This is a genomic window from Marinobacter panjinensis, assembly GCF_005298175.1.
Lineage (GTDB): Bacteria > Pseudomonadota > Gammaproteobacteria > Pseudomonadales > Oleiphilaceae > Marinobacter > Marinobacter panjinensis.
On the sequence record NZ_SZYH01000002.1, the window covers coordinates 398,371 to 413,140 of the forward strand.

The following is a 14,770-nucleotide window of genomic DNA, read 5'->3' on the forward strand; positions in this document are numbered from 1 at the left end:
CATCGTTCACGGTTCTGGTTTCATGGCCGGAAATGACAATGAAACATTGGTTAGGTTTTGCAGGAGATGCATCCATTGACAGCCCGTTGCCCGGTTTGCGAGACGCCCGCACTGGTGCCGTTCCAGACAATCAACGACATCCGCTATCACCGCTGTGAAACCTGTGAGGCAACGGTCATGGATGACTCTGGCTGGCTGGGCGAGCGCGAGGAGAAGGCAATCTATGATCTTCACGATAACGACCTGCAGGACGAAGGCTACCGAGGTTTCCTCTCGAAGCTGACCAACCCGCTACTTGAACGACTGGCACCCGGCGCCCGTGGCCTGGATTTCGGCTGCGGTCCCGGGCCGGCACTGGCGGCTATGCTGCGGGAGGCGGGGATGGAGATGACGGTCTATGATCCGTTTTTCTACCCGGAGAAGTCCGTGCTAAAGCAGCAGTACGATTTTATTACCTGCACAGAAGTGGTGGAGCATCTGCATCGTCCGGCTGAGGTCTTTCGTCAGCTGGACGGGCTGCTGGTCTCCGGTGGCTGGCTGGGTGTGATGACCTGTTTCCAGACCGATGATGAGCGCTTTGCCAACTGGCACTACCGGCGCGACCCGACGCATATTGTGTTTTACCGCCGGGCGACCATGGACTGGTTGGCCAGTGCTCAGGGCTGGGCGCTGGAGATTCCGGCCAAGGACGTGGCACTGTTCCAGAAGGGTTAGTCGGGGGAGGGACATTCCAGCACCGGGCATGTGCCGGGGCTGTCCTGATCCACTATCTCCGGGATTGCGCCGTCAAAGCGTTCCGGGTTGATCGTCGCAGCACAGCGGGCGGCAGTTTCAGCAGCGGTGGCGCAGCCCTGGGCTGCCAGTGAGTGGGCCAGGTTGTTCCAGCCCGCGGCCACCCCGGGGAATTTCCGGGTCAGGCGCAGGTAATGGTGCGTGGCCCGCTTTTGTTTTCCCTGCGCCCAGGCGATATTTCCCTGCCCCATAATGGCAGCGGGCTGATCGGGCCAGGCCTGTTCCGCGGTCTCATAGGCCGTTGTTGCAGCCAGGGTCCGGCCAGTGCTTTCCAGATCGTTGGCCGACATCAGGTAGCGCAACGGTTCGGCGGTTGCCGGCAGCTGGTGGGGTGGCAGCATGACCGCCGCCCAGTTTTCAGCGCGAGTCCAGGTGGCCATGAACACTTCCAGGGTTTCCTCGTGGTGCTCACGGGTATCGGTATGAAGAATGATGTTCCGTTCCTCGGCATCGAACCCCATTACCACGGCAAAATGCCACTGTGGCCACCAGCCAAACCTCAGGTTTTGCATCACCAGCACAGGATGACCTGCAGCCACTTCTTCCAGCAGGCTTTCCAGTGAGCCATCCAGTGGGTATACCAGCAGTCCATGGGCACGGGCGGCCGCTACCAGTTCCACTTTCAGGCTGCCCTGGCGTTCCGGTAGGTAGACCAGTTCCTTGAGCACGTCCGGATGGGTGTTCAGGCCCTGACTGTTCAGCATCATGGCGAGGGAAGCGGGGCCACATTGATAGCGTTCCTGGGCGTAGAAGGGAACATGTTCCAGCACTCGACGTTGATCCATGTCGGAGGCGATGGTGAGGGTGTCTGTTTCCGGCCACTGGGGGCGGCTGGCGCAGCCCGCCAGAATCATTACCAGAACAGTACTGGTAACGATTCGAAGCAGGTGCGAATGGGCGGCGATAGTCACGAAGTCAGCGCGCTACCGGATGCAGTTGATGAACGGGTAGATGTTGGTGGCACACAGCATGTCGGTGATGACAAACACCAACAGGAACAGAACGATGATGCCTACGACGTCTTCACCTACCGGCGCTTCTGCCAGCTGTTGCTCGAAGGCCGACAGCTCCGCCGGTGTCAGGTTCTGGATGCGTTCTTCAACCTGGTCCTGGCTGACACCCATTTGCGCGAGCTTGTCTTTCACTTCATCGCGCTCGAGCATGTCCAGCAGCGACTGGCGGTCAAGGTCGGCGCTTTGTTCAGTCAGCAGCTCGCCGGTGCCAACCATACCTGCCGTTGCAGACGTTGCCCAGACGGTGCTGAATGCCACCATGAGCGCCATGAAAAACGATACGTATCGCAGGTGCTTTCTTATAGTCTGCATTCCACTCTCCTTGCTTTCGTTTAAGAAACTCGATTCCCGGGTTCCGGCTCCGGTTTGGCAGGCTGTATTTCGAGGCGTCTTTCCGGCCAGTTCAGAATACCTGATCGGGTGACCATACGCTCTGCCAATTCGGGAAAATCCTGTTTAACAACATTGGCCGCAAATTCCGATAGAAAAGCGGACTTGAGAGTAGCACGTGCTTTCTGGGTTCCAGGTTCCAGATAAGGGGCGGACGAGAGCAAAAGAAATCCGTCGTCCGGTACCCGGCCGCTCTCCATATTGGCTCTGATGATACCGGCGGCCTGGCGGATGGGGTGCGACAGGTCCGGGCTGTAGGGGCCGATGATCAAAGCCACATTGGGCACATGCAGAAAATCGAATCCCCGTCCGATGCAAATAACCCACTCCCGGTGCTCAATGTTCAGTTCCCGGTCGCTTTTCCTGATTTCAGTAATGTGCTGAATGTTGCCGTGGACCAGCGGTAGCAGGTCCCGCTGGACCGGTATCGGCATATCGGGATACAGGGCTGCTATTCGTGAACCGACCTTGTCGGCCTCGGTGGGAGCAATGGTGGACAGGTCCAGGCTGAGGTCGTCGCGACCGTGCAGAACCAGGGCGTCCTCATCGGTTTCGAAGCCACAGACCAGGGGGTAGACCGTCTGGTGCCCGCTGCCAAACAACGCTTCAACCTGACGGCGGATACTGAAGGCATGTGCCCGGGCGGCATCACGGTCGCAGTTGAAGCCGGCGCATCCCCGTTCCGTGGCGCCTTTGGAATAGTGGTAGGTGATGACAATGAGCACCCGCCTGCCGGCGCTGACGGCCTCCTGCACTGTGTCGGCAAGCATGTCTCCGAGATACGGCCAGCCGAGGTCAAAAATACCGCCAAGGTTGCGAAAGGGGTGGATGATGCCCAGCGGTGTCTGGGTCACATAGGGCAGATGGATGCGGCCATCCATGCACTTCATGGCAATGATCAGCGTGTTGTGTTCCGCCAGGTAACGTTGGCGCGCCAGGTGGTTCTCGGGGCTGCAGAAGCTTGCCGAGTGCTTTCGGCTCAGCTCCATCAGCCAGTCAATCCGCTCGTTAATGGGCCGGGAATGGACGGGTGTGTTCATTGAAATCACCTCTTCAAATTTAAAACGTAGACAGTCCCGTCGCCTCCATCAACCTGTATTGCCAGTATCGTAACCTGGATTCGTCCGCCCAGGCTTCGTAAGGCAGGCTCATCACCGGTGTATCACCGGGACCAAGGTTCCACTGCTCGTCAAAGAAGCCTGACGCTTTGAGTACCATTACCGAATGCGTTGTCGACGTTAGGTGAACACTGGTCTCAAGATTCAGATCGTCCAGATTTCGGCGGGTGAAATTGGCAGAGCCTAACAGCAGTTGTGCGTTGCCATCATAATCGCGCCTCAGAAGAAGCTTGGTGTGGCATTGCTCACCCTCGGTGTGACACCAGCGTACTGTGACGCCGGCGTTGTTGAGTTCCATCGCGGTCTGGCGATTGGGGATGCCGCTCTTCTTGAGGCCGAAGGCGTCGTTATTGGCGTCCAGCAACACGCGCACCTGCACGCCTCGTTTATGGGCGTCTTTCAACGCCTCCACAAGGGCGCGATGGGACAGGTAGAAAATCGCCAGGTCCAGGCGGTCTCCGGGTGCCGCAGTGTCGATAATCTCCCTGGCGGACGCGAGGATGGCCGATTCGGTGACAATCCTGATGGTTTCCGGTGATTCAGGCTCAGTGGCGGGAAGGTTGCCCAGGGCAGTGTCCACAGCGGTTGTGTCCGCACCGGACAGGGCAAGAACAGCCCGCTCGGACCTGAGCAGGTCAGCAACCGCCGGGCCCTCGAATCGCAGGCCAATGTTGCTGTGGCGGCTACTGCCATCGTGGGGGTTGGCGGAGGTGACCAGCGCCGTGAAACCGTCAGCGCTGTCCACCACCAGTGTTTTGCGATGGTTGGCTTTGAAATTGGGTAGTGCCAGGTAGCTGCGAAGGGTGACCGGTTGTTCTCCCAGCGCATTGGGCAACCAGCCCCCAGAGGCAGAGTTGCCCATCCACTGACAGCAAATCCGCCATAATCCGGACCAGAGCGGATTGCTGTCACGCAGGGGTTCCAGGCGGGTTTCCACCACCGGTATGCCAGCCTGTCGGAGTTGCTCGAAGTGGGGGGAAGTTGTACCGCCATAGACCGTATTGATGGGATCGGAGATCACGATGATCTCCATATCGGGATGCGCCTGCTTGCGTGCAATCAGCGCATCGGTAAGCGTGCTGGCCAGCGGTATCTGGCGGCTGTCGTTGGCGCGGAAATCGTTAAACAGGAACATGTCCACCAACACAAACTGCTGTGCATCGGCAATCAGGCTGAAGATTTCTGTAAAGATCTCCTGATCCAGCCGTGGTTCTTCATTGCCGAAGTGCAGGGTTCTGTCGGTGAGCAGCCTGGGGTTGATAACCGGCTGTTCATCACCGTGGAAGCTGAGCCCCTGAGGGAGGGATTTGAATGAGTGGTAGAGGCTGGTTGTTGTGATGGCCAGAACAATCAGACCAATCAGTAACTTGAATGTCATTGTTATGCTTCCGGGCGGAGACGTCCATTTTGTGAACTATACGACAGAAGGGCGGTTGGCGTCCTTTAAACCCTCTTCATCACCGGTTAATTCCACTAGACGCGTGATGGTGCTCCCAGCTAAACAAACCTTTACAAAAAACAGCCCCTGGTAACCTATCGCTGCCCGCGTTCACTTTATAAACTTGATGAATCAACCATTTATAATAACGGTACCTGTGAACTCACTGGCTTTTGTTTTTTCCCGCATTTTCAGCCTGCGCCTGCTCATTATTGGTCTGGCGCTGGTCTTTGCCTTCACGGGTGAAGCACTCCCGATGCTGGGCTGGGCAGATCGTGTTCTGTTCGGTTCCCTTGGAAACCCTTCCGATATTGTTGACCCGGGCGCACTGGTGAGAATGTCGCCGGAGGTATTCAGTTCGGCCCTGGAAGCGAGAGGGCTTTACGAGCCTCCCTGGGCCGCAGTCGCCATTCGTACCGGGCTTATGGTATCCGCATTGTTTCTGGTGCTTGCGGTTCCCCGCATGGGTGCTGGTGTGGCCCTGCCTGTCATTCTGCTGGCGGCCGGATCACTGGTGGTATTGCAGGCTGCCTTCATGTTTTACGAGAATGCCTGGTTGCCACTCGGGGAAGTGGTCACCCTGTTGGTGACAGGGTACCTCATTATGCTTTTCTGGCTGCAACCCCGGCGGGATCTCGAGGCATTGTCCGAGAATGTGCAGGCGGCGCGGACCCGCCTGGGAAAGCTGTTACTGCAGCAGGGACAGCCGGACGAAGCGCTGGAAGTGTTGTCCGAGTGTCCACCCAGCGAGGACACTCTCGGCCTGCAGTACGATATCGCTATCCAGCAGGAGCGTAAACGCCAGTATGACAAGGCCCGCACCACCTATCGGCAGATTCTTGGTCAGAAGCGCAAGTACCGGGATGCCGACAAACGTCTGGCGGCCCTGGAAAACCTGAATGCGGAAGGTGCCACTACCGTGGCGGGAAGCTTCGACAGCACACGAACGCTGGTATTGCCGGAACAGAGCGTCAGCCGACCCACTCTGGGCCGTTATGAGATCGAACGGGAGATCGGGCGTGGCGCCATGGGCGTGGTCTATCTTGGCAAGGACCCTAAAATCGCCCGCACGGTGGCGATCAAGACGCTCAGTTACCAGGCCTTCGATGACAACGAATTGCGGGACCTGAAATCCCGGTTTTTCAGAGAAGCGGAAGCGGCAGGGCGCCTCAGTCACCCGGCCATTGTCACTGTCTATGATGTGGGCGAAGAGGCAGACCTGGCGTTTATTGCCATGGACTATGCCAGGGGGCGTCCGCTCAGCGAGTTCGGCAAGCCGGGCCGTCTGTTACCACTGGCAACGGTGCTCGATATTGTCGCCAGGGTGGCAGACGCACTGGATTACGCCCATCGCCAGAAGATCATTCACCGCGACATAAAGCCTGGCAACATTATTTTCAATCCGGACAGTGGTGAAATCAAAATCACCGACTTCGGGATTGCCAAGATCTCGGATGATTCCCGTACCCGCACAGGTAGCGTGATGGGAAGCCCGCTCTATATGTCGCCCGAGCAACTCAAGGGACAGAAGGTAACCGGTGCGTCAGACACCTATAGCCTGGGCATCACGCTGTACAAGCTGGTATCCGGAGAAACACCCTATCAGGGGGATACCCTGGCGAACCTGACCTACCAGATTCTGAACAAGCGTCCGAAGAGTGTCCGCGAGTTTAATCCGGAACTTCCCAATGGCGTGGTTCGTCTTATCAATAAAGCCATCCAGCGGGAGCCGGACAAGCGCTTCCTCAGTGCCGCCACCATGGCAGAAGCACTGCGGCGGCAGGCATCCCGCGAGGCGAAGGAGGAAGCATCGTGATGATTCCCCGGGTAGCCGGTCTCAGTGACGTCGGGGCTGTGCGCGCAACCAATCAGGACGCCATTGACTGGCGGGTCAGTGATGATAACCGGCAGGTGTTATTGGTCGTTGCTGATGGCATGGGGGGCTATCAGGGCGGAGAAATTGCCAGCCGGATTGCTGTAGATACGGTCATGGAGGCGCTGGGAGGGAACCTGGTGCCTGGAAAGGAGAGCGATTCAGAGGCACCCCCGGACGCCATGCAGGCGGCCATAAACCTTGCCAATGAACGCATACAGGAGCGCAGGGCAGAGGATGCGGACCTTGCCAGAATGGGCACGACCCTGGTGATCACCTGGATGATCGATGGTGAAGCTCACATTGCACATCTCGGAGATTCCCGCTGTTATCTTGTTCACGAAGGTAAACTGCGGTGTCTGACCCGGGACGATACCGTGGTTCAGAACATGCTGGAAGATGGCAGTATCCAGCCGGACGATGTGCCCCATGTACCCTTTCGAAACGTGCTGACCCGCGCTCTCGGCGCGTCATCTTCACTCGCCAGTTTCGGGAAGGTAGCGCTGCGCCCGGGCGATAGTCTGCTGCTGTGCTCCGATGGCCTCACCGGTGCCCTGCCGGAGGCTGACTGGTTACCCATACTGTCAGGCCAGGGATCTGTGGAAGACAAGGTCCGGGCACTGGTCGATACAAGCCTGGACAATGAAGCAGCGGATAACGTGTCCGTTGTTCTTTTGACAATCGATTAGCAAAGGAGCCCTGTATGGCGTCACTTTCACAACTGGTGGATAGCGTCGTGGTAACCACGTTTGAACTGGACCAGCCCGAGATTCGTGTCGGAAGGGGTGGAGACAACGATATCCGCATCGATGAAATTTCTGTCAGCGGTCATCATGCGGTCATTGAGGCGGTACCCAACGCCTACCTGGAAGGCACGATGGATTACTACATTACCGACAGCAACAGCACGAATGGCACGTTTGTGAACGACATCCGCATCAGCGGACGCCAGCGCCTGAACAGCAATGACCTGGTGCGGATTGGCTGGAATGAATTCCGGTTTGTGGACGAAGACGAGAATGCGATGGAAAAGACCGCCTACATTCTCGACTAGTGCCTACCGGTTCATGATTATCTTTGAGAAGCGGTCCAGCAGGGAGGAGGCTTCCGGCGCGTTGGTCACTTCTGCCAGCAGGGCTTCCGCATCAAGCCCTTCCTTCACAAGGTCAGGTGCCTGTACCTCAAGATAAGCCCGCATGACATCCGATGAAAATTCCGGATGGAACTGAACACCCCAGGCGCAGGGTCCCACCCGGAACGCCTGGTGGGCCTCGAACTCGTTGTGGCCCAGCAGAACAGCGTTGTCCGGCAGCCGCAGAACGGATTGTCGGTGAGTCAGCTGCGCCGGGAACTGGCGGGGAAGCCCCTTGAACAGGGGATCGTCCAGGGCCGTATCGAGCAGCGCCACCGGATGGGTGCCGGTTTCCCTGCCCCGGGGATGAAAGCCCACCTCGCCGCCCAGAGCGTGGGCCAGCAACTGATGGCCGTAGCAAACGCCCAGAACCGGGATTTCGGCCCTGACCGCGCCCGCAAGCCAGTGGCCGGTCTGTTCGCTCCAGGGTTCACGGTCGCTGACCATGGCCGGAGAGCCGGTGATGACGATGCCGTCCCAGTTTTCCGGTTGCCCCGGGAGGTCGTCTACCGTTACATCCACAACATGGATGTTGAGTTCCGGCGCCAGCCGGGCTGCAAACCAGCTGTCAAAATCCCCGAATGCCTCGCGTAAAGCAGGGTAGGTGTTGCCGGTTTTCAGTATGACGACCCTTGGCAAGTTACTGCTCCTGTTGGTCAGCGATTACGGCGTTATGGTAGACGTTCTGCACATCATCCAGATCGTTCAGCATGTCCATGAATTTTTCGAACAGCTCGATGTCGTCGCCTTCAATGGTTGTGGTAGTCTGCGGCAGGAACTGAATCTCGTCTACCTCGAATTCCAGGCCCTCGAACGCGTCCTGCAATGCCTGGCGGGCCTTGGCGTATTCTGTGTGGGGGGCAAACACGGTAATCATGCCGTCTTCATGTTCAATGTCGGTGACATCCACGTCGGCCATCATCAGTGCTTCCAGTGCGGCCTCTTCATCGTCGCCGCGGAATCCGAATATGGCGCAGTGGTCGAACATGTGGCTGACACTGCCCTGGGTTCCGATTTTGCACTTGGTTTTGGTAAAGGCCAGGCGAACGTCACCGAAGGTGCGGTTGGGGTTGTCAGTCAGGCAATCCACAATGGCCATGCAGTTACCCGGCCCGAAGCCCTCATAGCGGGCAGCGGAGAAGTCTTCACCGGTTCCCCCCTGGGCTTTCTCGATGGCCTTCTCGATAACGTGTGCCGGCACCTGGTCTTTCTTGGCGCGGTCGATCAGGCCACGCAGGGTCAGGTTGCTGTCCGGATCCGGGCCGCCGGACTTGGCGCACACGTAGATTTCTCGACCATATTTGCTGTAAACCTTGGTTTTGGCGGCGGCCGTTTTGGCCATGGAGTCTTTGCGGTTCTGATAGGCTCTGCCCATTACGCTGCCTCAATGTTGTCTCAAAAGTGCGGATTTTACTCGACAAAACAGACCGGTGACAGAGTTATTTCCCGGCCCTGTGCCCCACCCAAAGTTGTAAACCTTCGCCACTTTAGAGTCAAAGACGCTACTGATGGCGGGTGGTAGCGTGGAATCGTCCCTTGATCCCGGAGGTTTCCATGACACGCCGATACACCACCAGCCGGATAGCCATGGCCATGAGTTGTCTGATGTTGCTTTCGCCAGCGGTGCAGGGCGACGAGTCGGATCAGCAAATGGGCGTCGCCCGCGAGATGGTCAGGGTGCTTGAAGCCTATGCCGTTTACAAAATGGGCCAGTATGATCTGGCTTTCGAGCGTTACCAGGCGCTTGCCGAGGCGGGTAGCCATCAGGGGATGTACAACCTGGCGAATATGTACGCTGCTGGCCTTGGTGTGGAACAGAGTCACGCCAGAGCATTTGAGTGGTATCTGAAAGCGGCCGAAGCCGGCAATAAACTGAGCATGTCCGAAGTCGCAAGAGCTTATGCCGAAGGTATCGGTACCGAGGCAGACCCTGTTCAGGCTGACTACTGGCAAGCCATGGCTTCGGACTCATAACCCCCTGCGGAAAATGAATCCGGTAGCCGCTACGTTGAAAGGTAGTCGACCGGCCGCTGGTAATTTTCCTGGCTGACCAGATCGATCCCGCAGTCAACGCTGGATACCCAGTTCAGAAACTGACCCACCATGGCCGGGCCCTCAAAGCGCTTACCGTGTTGCGGCACGATGGCGCTGACCTCCATCTGCCGAACCATATTGGCCCACAGCTCACACACCTTCCTTGATGCAATGTAGCGCCGGTGGAAACCGATCATGTTGGGTATGTGCCTGTCGAAGTCTGTGACTGGCTTGTGGTCATCCTCACCACCCATGGACGCTCCCAGGTCCCCCGAGAACAGGATTCTGGATACCGGATCATAGAACTGCAGGTTGCCCACCGAGTGCATGAAGTGGGCGGGCAGGCACTGGATATAGGATTCCCCGAAAGGCACGTTAATGCCGCTGTCCGGCACACTGACAATGCGGTCGTAAACGCTTCCGCTGAGTTGCCCGGTTACATAGCCGGATACCAGGTGCGGCAGGAAACGGGCCCAGAGGCGGGAAGTGACAATTTTGGCACTGGTGTGAACAATCCAGCGGTCGATGGCGCCGATGATATCCGGGTCCTGGTGGGAGGCAAACACGTAGTCCATTTCGCGGATATTCAGGTATCGCGATGCCGCAACAGCCAGCGGGGTATAGGTCAGATCTCCGCCCGGATCAATCAGGGCCTCATGCTTGCCATCAACAATCAGGAACTGGTTGGACTGTACGCCCTCGCCAGTTACCAGTGAATCGAACATCAGGCATTTGTGTTGCCCGTTATCAAACAGAACGATGGGTTCCGCTGCCATTCTTGTCTCCCGGTAGGCTGACTATCCGGCCGGGATGGCCGGATACTGCAAAATTTCCGGGAGGGTACAAAATTGGTAAAAGCGACCTATTGCGTCAGGTCAATAAACTGATATCCATCAAGAAATGTTTTTCAATATCGCTCAGGCAAGCCTGGGAACGCGCCGAATACCCTTGCGTATGGCCTGGTCCAGTGCGGAGCTCACCAGTTTGCCGGTGTGGGGCACGATGTCTTCAAAGGATATGGTGTACTGGACACGAGTCCTGCCGTTAGCGGCATCCTCGAAGCGGATTCTGCCCAGATGGTTGCGGATAGGGCTCATGCTGGTAATGGTGTACTCGATCAGCGAGCCCGGCTCAAAGGTAATCACGGTTTCCTTGAGACCGATGGGGCCAATTCCGATTTTGCGGATGGACCCCACGCCATTGGGATCGGCCTGGTCGCTATCGCGAATTCGTTTTACTGGGGCACCCAGCAATTTGCCAAAACGTTCGTGGTCGGCAAACAGGGCGAACACCCGGTGCCGCGGAACCTCGAAGGTTTCATCAATTTCAATCGTGTAGGTAGCCATAACTGCACTCTTAAGAGACTGTTTCAGACAGAGTATCGGGTTATGTGCTACAACAAAAGTCGCAGAGCACCGATGACCGGGCTCTGGCCCGAAAGGGGCCATCACAAACCAATCCAGACAGCAAAGGCACTCTGATCTGCATGGACGACGAAAACCGGAAAAACCAACCAAATGACGAATCCGGCACCGAAACTCCGGTCCATTCCGACCTTGCGACGCCACTCAATGGCCTGTTTGCACTGGGCATACTCTATACCCTCTATCTTGCCCATCAGATTGTCCTGCCGATTGTACTGGCCGTGCTCACCAGCCTGTTGCTGTACCCGTTGGTCAGGAAAGCCTATGAAAAAGCCGGCATCCCGCGCGTGCTCAGTGCGCTGGTGCTGGTGCTTCTGGTGCTCGCCGGGCTTGTCGGTATTGGCGTTACCGTAGCTACGCCGGCCCTGGAGTGGGCACAACAGGCGCCGCAGGGCATCTCCCGCTTGCTGGTAGGGGAGAGCGGCATAAAGAGCCAGATAGACAAGGTCAACGAGTCCGCCAGGAAAGTGGAAGAGTCGATGGACGAACTTTCTGAAGATGAGGGGGAACAAGGCGCAACCAACACCGTCGTGCTGCAGACTGACTCCTGGCGCAACCAGTTAATGACCAAAGCCCGCAACGGCGCTGCCGGTCTGGCCCTGGCTTTGGCACTGACCTATTTTTTGCTGGTGGGTGGCGACCGCATTATCCAGAACTTCGTACGCCAGCTACCCCGGGGGCAGCGAAGGAACGTTCTCCATATCGCCCGTGATTCCCAGCACCAGATTGCCCAATACCTGGCCGTCCTCAGCCTCAGCAACCTGATTGTCGGCGTCACAACCGGTCTCATATGCTGGGCAGTCGGCTTGCCTGACCCTGCTGTCTGGGGCCTGGTCGCCGGGCTGGCCAGATTCATTCCCTATCTCGGCGTAATCCTCACCATTACGCTGCTGGCCGTGGTATCCGCCACCAGCCTGGACGTCCTCTGGATGATGGCCATCGCACCGGTTGGTTACCTCGCCCTGACATCCACCGTGGGCTTCTTCATCGAACCCTGGATTCACGGCTTCCGCATGGCCATCAACCCCGTCATTATCTTCGTATCCATTTTCTTCTGGGGCTGGCTATGGGGCCCCGTTGGCGTTCTGTTGGCCGTGCCGCTGATGACGGTTATCCAGGTTGTCCTCAAACAGATCCCGAAACTACGACCGATCTACAAGGTCATCGCGCGCTAGTGCTATCCTGATTCAATACCCAGCTAAAACAGGAGCAGAAAGCCCATGATCCCCAAGACCATGAAAGCCATGCTGCTCACCGGCCACGGTGGCATCGAAAAACTGGAATACACTGAAGACGTACCTACCCCCGAACCCGGCGCGGGGGAAGTGCTGGTCCAGGTTACCGCTACTGCCAAAAACAACACCGATCGCAAAGCCCGCGAAGGCCTTTACCCCACCAAGGAAAAGGGCGAAGTCACCTCTTTCCAGATGGGTGGCTCAGCGACACTGACGTTCCCCAGAATCCAGGGGGCGGACGTAGTAGGCCATGTGGTCGCCGTGGGTGAGGGAGTAGACGAGACACGGATAGGCCAGCGTGGCCTGCTGGATTTCAACCTGTACGCCGATGACCGCCGGGACATCAACCTCACCCCGGATTACTACGGTCATGGCGCCGATGGCGGTTTCGCCGAATACATTGCGGTGCCATCCGACCAGTTCCATCATGTCGAAAACACCGAACTGGCCGATGCCGAACTGGCATCCATGGGCATGTGTTCCTATCAGACAGCCCTGCACATGCTCACCTCGGCCAGGGTCAGGGCGGGCGAACACATACTCGTTACTGGTGCCAGCGGCGGTGTCGGCACCGCACTGATCCAGCTTTGCCGGATCATCGGTGCCATTCCCTATGCACTGAGCCAGCAGGACAAGGAAGAGGCACTGCTGAAACTGGGGGCAGCTGCAGTACTCGATCGCTCGGACATGGCCAACTTCACCGACAAGGTTCGTGCCGTGACCGGCGGCCGGCCTATCGATGCGGTGATGGACCTGGCCGGCGGCGAGATGACCTACCAGTTCATCGACACCATGATCTTCGACATGAACAGCCGCGACGACTACCCCCGCCTCAGCATTGCCGGCGCCAGCGCGGGCAATGTCAGCGAAATCATGTGGACCCGGATCTACCTCTACCAGGTACAGGTTTTCGGGGTGTCACACGGCACTCGTGAAGAAGCCGAGCAACTGGTGGCGTGGATCCGCAGCGGTCAGTTAAAGCCGGTGCTGCACGCTGCCTTCAAGCTTTCGGAACTGCACGAAGCCGAACGCTATTTCGTCAACCGTAACAGTAACTACCTTGGCAAAATCGTCATTGTTCCGGACGCCCAGTGGGCCGAACACGGCTCCCCTTTTGCCCTGGAGAAAAAATGATGCACCCTGAGCTTAACCTGCAATTGATGGATACCCACGCAGGCGGCGATGTGAGCCGGATTGTGACGGGCGGTATTATGCAGCTTCCGGGAGCAACCGTGCGTGCCCAGATGGAATACCTGCGGGACGAGGCAGACGGTTTGCGACGGCTTTTGCTTGAGGAACCCTATGGTATTCCCGAAATGTCCGTGGACCTGCTGGTGCCACCGACTGACCCGGAGGCGGCGGCTGGCTATATCATCATGGAGGTTATGGGGTACCCGATATATTCCGGTTCAAACACCATATGTACCGCAACGGCGGTACTTGAAGCGGGGATCGTGCCGAAGCGGGAGGGTTGGCAAAGCTTCGCGCTTGAAGCCCCTGCTGGGCTGGTTCATATTGACGCCCTTGTCCATGACGGTGTCGTGGAGGCCATTACCTGTGGGGGCCTGCCCAGTTATATTCATACCTACCGGACCAGCATCCATGTTCCTTCGATCGGTGATGTGACCTACAGCGTGGCCTATAGTGGCGGCTTCTATGCCCTCGTGGATGCGGCAAGCCTGGGGTTCTCCCTGCACCTGAATGAAGAGCGGAAGCTCGCCGAATGCGCCTACCATATTATTGAAGCGATTCAGGCGGAAAGAGGTTTCTCGCACTATACGCTGGGCGATGTGGGGCCGCTGCCCTTCCTCCATTTCATGGGGCCGCTGGAGCAGCTGTCTGATCACTTCTATCGCTCCCGGTCAGCCACCTACGTGCATCCAGGCGTGATCTGCCGTAGTACAACGGGCACCGGTACCTCGGCACGGCTTGCGCTGATGAACTACGAGGGCTTGATCAAGCCGGGGGACCGCCTGGAAACGGTTTCCCTCCGGGAAACCGGATTCATCGGCAAGTTTACCGGTGTGCGTCAGGAAGGGGATCACGAGGTGGTGGAAAATACCATCACCGGCAAGAGCTATGTGCTGAGCCGGGCCGACATCGTCGTGAACTGTGACGACCCAATGGTGGACTGCGGGGGGCTCACACACATTCTGACCAGTGCACATCCGGAATGACCGGAAAGCACGAATTCATTGAGGAATCCCGCAAATAGTGGAGTTCCGGGCCCGATGGCTAATGCTTTTCCGAAACATGGCATAGACCCTGCACCCAGAATCGGTGATTGGAATTGGCACTCGCCAACAGGCGCTAAGCGGCAA

At 57.7% G+C, this 14,770-nt stretch carries 16 protein-coding genes; 8 read left to right on the forward strand and 8 right to left on the reverse strand.

The window, feature by feature from the left end:
• Positions 1 to 66 precede the first annotated feature (66 nt).
• Positions 67 to 714 carry a class I SAM-dependent methyltransferase gene (locus FDP08_RS18185; RefSeq protein ID WP_137437704.1) on the forward strand — a complete coding sequence of 216 codons (648 nt, stop codon included), beginning with the start codon at positions 67 to 69 and terminating at the stop codon, positions 712 to 714.
• On the opposite strand, the gene FDP08_RS18190 is transcribed toward FDP08_RS18185, so the two are convergent.
• From FDP08_RS18190 to FDP08_RS18205, 4 genes are read right to left on the reverse strand one after another with little or no spacing between them, the layout of a single operon-like run.
• A complete protein-coding gene (locus FDP08_RS18190; RefSeq protein WP_228263382.1) occupies positions 711 to 1,703 on the reverse strand; it encodes a PA2778 family cysteine peptidase in 993 nt (330 codons plus the stop codon). The two genes, FDP08_RS18185 and FDP08_RS18190, sit on opposite strands and share 4 nt — an antisense overlap.
• Before the next feature lie 12 nt (positions 1,704 to 1,715).
• Positions 1,716 to 2,117, reverse strand: coding sequence for a PA2779 family protein (locus tag FDP08_RS18195; protein WP_137437705.1), 402 nt, complete (start codon positions 2,115 to 2,117; stop codon positions 1,716 to 1,718).
• Between the two features lie 20 nt (positions 2,118 to 2,137).
• Positions 2,138 to 3,235 carry a carboxysome shell carbonic anhydrase domain-containg protein gene (locus FDP08_RS18200; RefSeq protein WP_137437706.1) on the reverse strand — a complete coding sequence of 366 codons (1,098 nt, stop codon included), beginning with the start codon at positions 3,233 to 3,235 and terminating at the stop codon, positions 2,138 to 2,140.
• A 19-nt stretch (positions 3,236 to 3,254) separates the two neighbouring features.
• Entirely contained in the window at positions 3,255 to 4,691 is a 1,437-nt protein-coding gene (locus FDP08_RS18205; RefSeq protein ID WP_137437707.1) for a phospholipase D-like domain-containing protein, read from the reverse strand.
• 217 nt (positions 4,692 to 4,908) lie between these two features.
• On the opposite strand from FDP08_RS18205, the gene FDP08_RS18210 reads away from it, so the two are divergent.
• The 3 genes from FDP08_RS18210 to FDP08_RS18220 are packed head-to-tail and all read left to right on the forward strand — an operon-like array spanning position 4,909 to position 7,678.
• Positions 4,909 to 6,567: a serine/threonine-protein kinase gene (locus FDP08_RS18210; RefSeq protein WP_228263383.1), complete on the forward strand. Its 1,659-nt coding sequence runs from the start codon at positions 4,909 to 4,911 to the stop codon at positions 6,565 to 6,567.
• Positions 6,567 to 7,313 carry a PP2C family protein-serine/threonine phosphatase gene (locus FDP08_RS18215; protein ID WP_137437915.1) on the forward strand — a complete coding sequence of 249 codons (747 nt, stop codon included), beginning with the start codon at positions 6,567 to 6,569 and terminating at the stop codon, positions 7,311 to 7,313. The genes FDP08_RS18210 and FDP08_RS18215 overlap by 1 nt, the downstream gene beginning before the upstream one ends.
• A gap of 14 nt (positions 7,314 to 7,327) precedes the next feature.
• Entirely contained in the window at positions 7,328 to 7,678 is a 351-nt protein-coding gene (locus tag FDP08_RS18220; RefSeq protein WP_137437709.1) for an FHA domain-containing protein, read from the forward strand.
• A 3-nt stretch (positions 7,679 to 7,681) separates the two neighbouring features.
• Here FDP08_RS18220 and FDP08_RS18225 read toward each other — a convergent pair whose 3' ends face one another.
• Entirely contained in the window at positions 7,682 to 8,395 is a 714-nt protein-coding gene (locus FDP08_RS18225; RefSeq protein ID WP_137437710.1) for a glutamine amidotransferase, read from the reverse strand.
• 1 nt (position 8,396) lies between these two features.
• Positions 8,397 to 9,131 carry a YebC/PmpR family DNA-binding transcriptional regulator gene (locus FDP08_RS18230; RefSeq protein ID WP_137437711.1) on the reverse strand — a complete coding sequence of 245 codons (735 nt, stop codon included), beginning with the start codon at positions 9,129 to 9,131 and terminating at the stop codon, positions 8,397 to 8,399.
• Positions 9,132 to 9,310: 179 nt separating this feature from the next.
• Here FDP08_RS18230 and FDP08_RS18235 point away from each other — a divergent pair, with 179 nt between their 5' ends.
• Positions 9,311 to 9,730, forward strand: a complete 420-nt coding sequence (locus tag FDP08_RS18235) for a tetratricopeptide repeat protein (protein WP_137437712.1) — start codon at positions 9,311 to 9,313, stop codon at positions 9,728 to 9,730.
• Positions 9,731 to 9,759: 29 nt separating this feature from the next.
• On the opposite strand, the gene FDP08_RS18240 is transcribed toward FDP08_RS18235, so the two are convergent.
• Positions 9,760 to 10,566 carry an oxygen-binding di-iron domain-containing protein gene (locus tag FDP08_RS18240; RefSeq protein WP_137437713.1) on the reverse strand — a complete coding sequence of 269 codons (807 nt, stop codon included), beginning with the start codon at positions 10,564 to 10,566 and terminating at the stop codon, positions 9,760 to 9,762.
• A gap of 141 nt (positions 10,567 to 10,707) precedes the next feature.
• Positions 10,708 to 11,136, reverse strand: coding sequence for an SRPBCC family protein (locus FDP08_RS18245; RefSeq protein WP_137437714.1), 429 nt, complete (start codon positions 11,134 to 11,136; stop codon positions 10,708 to 10,710).
• Positions 11,137 to 11,276: 140 nt separating this feature from the next.
• Here FDP08_RS18245 and FDP08_RS18250 point away from each other — a divergent pair, with 140 nt between their 5' ends.
• Genes FDP08_RS18250 through FDP08_RS18260 form a run of 3 tightly spaced genes read left to right on the forward strand, consistent with a single transcriptional unit; the run spans position 11,277 to position 14,626 of the window.
• Entirely contained in the window at positions 11,277 to 12,389 is a 1,113-nt protein-coding gene (locus tag FDP08_RS18250; RefSeq protein WP_137437916.1) for an AI-2E family transporter, read from the forward strand.
• Between the two features lie 45 nt (positions 12,390 to 12,434).
• Positions 12,435 to 13,583 carry an alcohol dehydrogenase catalytic domain-containing protein gene (locus tag FDP08_RS18255; protein ID WP_137437715.1) on the forward strand — a complete coding sequence of 383 codons (1,149 nt, stop codon included), beginning with the start codon at positions 12,435 to 12,437 and terminating at the stop codon, positions 13,581 to 13,583.
• On the forward strand, positions 13,583 to 14,626 hold the full coding sequence (locus tag FDP08_RS18260) for a proline racemase family protein (protein WP_137437917.1): 1,044 nt from the start codon (positions 13,583 to 13,585) through the stop codon (positions 14,624 to 14,626). The genes FDP08_RS18255 and FDP08_RS18260 overlap by 1 nt, the downstream gene beginning before the upstream one ends.
• Positions 14,627 to 14,770 lie beyond the last annotated feature (144 nt).